Origin of the sequence: Thermosulfurimonas dismutans (assembly GCF_001652585.1) — a bacterium.
GTDB lineage: Bacteria > Desulfobacterota > Thermodesulfobacteria > Thermodesulfobacteriales > Thermodesulfobacteriaceae > Thermosulfurimonas > Thermosulfurimonas dismutans.
The window spans coordinates 1-843 of record NZ_LWLG01000044.1 but is presented as its reverse complement, the minus strand read 5'-3'; the positions used below and the strand labels follow the sequence as shown (position 1 = coordinate 843).

The 843-nt window shown below is 36.9% G+C and carries 3 protein-coding genes; 1 reads left to right on the top strand and 2 read right to left on the bottom strand.

Annotated features, from left to right (window positions below):
• The first annotated feature begins 52 nt into the window (after positions 1-52).
• Positions 53-499, top strand: coding sequence for a type 4a pilus biogenesis protein PilO (pilO, locus tag TDIS_RS11630; protein ID WP_084271092.1), 447 nt, complete (start codon positions 53-55; stop codon positions 497-499).
• On the opposite strand, the gene TDIS_RS10635 is transcribed toward pilO, so the two are convergent.
• Positions 435-647, bottom strand: a complete 213-nt coding sequence (locus TDIS_RS10635) for a phosphoribosyltransferase family protein (protein WP_068671862.1) — start codon at positions 645-647, stop codon at positions 435-437. The two genes, pilO and TDIS_RS10635, sit on opposite strands and share 65 nt — an antisense overlap.
• 11 nt (positions 648-658) lie before the next feature.
• Positions 659-843, bottom strand: a 185-nt coding sequence (locus TDIS_RS11220) for a GNAT family N-acetyltransferase (RefSeq protein WP_161939529.1), incomplete at its 5' end; no start/stop codon positions are given.

Sequence of the window (843 nt, the reverse complement as noted above, 5' to 3'; positions counted from 1 at the left end):
AACGTTAAGGGTTATAATCTTGTAGAATTTAGGATATGGATTAAGTATTGAAATGTTGATGTTGAAGGAAAAAGTCTTAGTTCTCAAGATGTGGTTTGGTAAGCAATTAGAATCCCTCAGTTTTCAACAGAAATGTTTGTTAGCTATTCTTTCTTTATTACTGCCGAGTTTCTTGTACGGTTATTGGTATTTTGTCCCAAAGTATAAAAATATCAAAGGATTGCGTAGGGAAATTATCCAATTAAAGGAGGAGATTTCTAAATATAAAAAGCTGGCTCTACAAAAGACGTTGTTAGAGAAAAAGTTACAAAGAAGGAAGATATTTTTGAAAAAGATAATAGTTACCTTGCCCAGTGAAAAAGAGATTCCGGAGTTATTAAGTAATGTTTCCGAACAAGCTAAAAGATCGGGTTTGGAAGTGATTTCTTTTACTCCTAGACGAGAGATACCTCAAGCACAAAATCTACCTCCACCTGAGGAAGCCTCAGCACCCGCATGAGGTCGGCCAGGAAAACGAAAGCCCCCTTTAAAACGCCGATGAGAACCAAGGGTTTATCCTCGTATTCTCTTGAAATTTCTTCTCCGAGTTCTTTGAGTCGTTGAGTAATTTCTTCTGGGGACAGTATAATTTTCAAACTTTCAGCCATAATCACTCCCCTTAATTTAGGATTTTTTCTACTCGAACTATGTCTTCTTCTAAATCTACAGGTTTGAAACCTAACTTTTGGGCTAGGGTGAGCATTTTTTCATTTTCTTTCAAAATGTGCATACGAATGCGTTTCAAGTACATATCTCTGGCCACCGAAAGCATTTTTTCAGAAAGGATCTTGCCTAGGCCTTTGC